This is a genomic window from Komagataeibacter melaceti (genome assembly GCF_003403295.1).
GTDB lineage: Bacteria > Pseudomonadota > Alphaproteobacteria > Acetobacterales > Acetobacteraceae > Komagataeibacter > Komagataeibacter melaceti.
The window spans coordinates 1-443 of the sequence record NZ_QUWV01000186.1 but is presented as its reverse complement, the minus strand read 5'-3'; the positions used below and the strand labels follow the sequence as shown (position 1 = coordinate 443).

The 443-nt window shown below is 65.7% G+C and carries 1 protein-coding gene; it reads right to left on the bottom strand.

Features of this window, described 5'->3' with window-relative positions; all coding sequences use genetic code 11:
- Window positions 1-443: dihydropteroate synthase (locus DY926_RS15740; RefSeq protein ID WP_158552053.1), on the bottom strand; the 443-nt coding region annotated here is incomplete at both ends.

Sequence of the window (443 nt, the reverse complement as noted above, 5' to 3'; positions counted from 1 at the left end):
CCATCGACAATGCGGTCCTTCAGGCGTTCGGTCGCGGTCTCGGCGCGGGCCTTCTTGACCGCATCGGCGGCCTTGCGGTCGGCAAAGATTTCCAGCATGCGCTGCAGCGGGTCGTAGCCCTCGGCGCGGCGGTCGAAGATCAGGTCCTCGGCCACCTTCACTTCCTCGGCCGCGATCATGTGCAGCGGGCGGATTTTCGACACATGCACGATCGCCGCCGTCATGCCCGCGCGCACCGCGTGGTCAAGGAAGACCGAGTTCAGCACCGCGCGCGCCGCCGGGTTCAGCCCGAACGAGATGTTGGACAGCCCCAGAACGATCTGGATGTCGGGGAAGCGTTCGCGGATCAGGCGGATGCCCTCCAGCGTCCATTCCCCCAGCTTGCGGTCATCTTCCGTGCCGGTGCCGATGGTGAATGTCAGCGGGTCGATCATCAGGTCGGA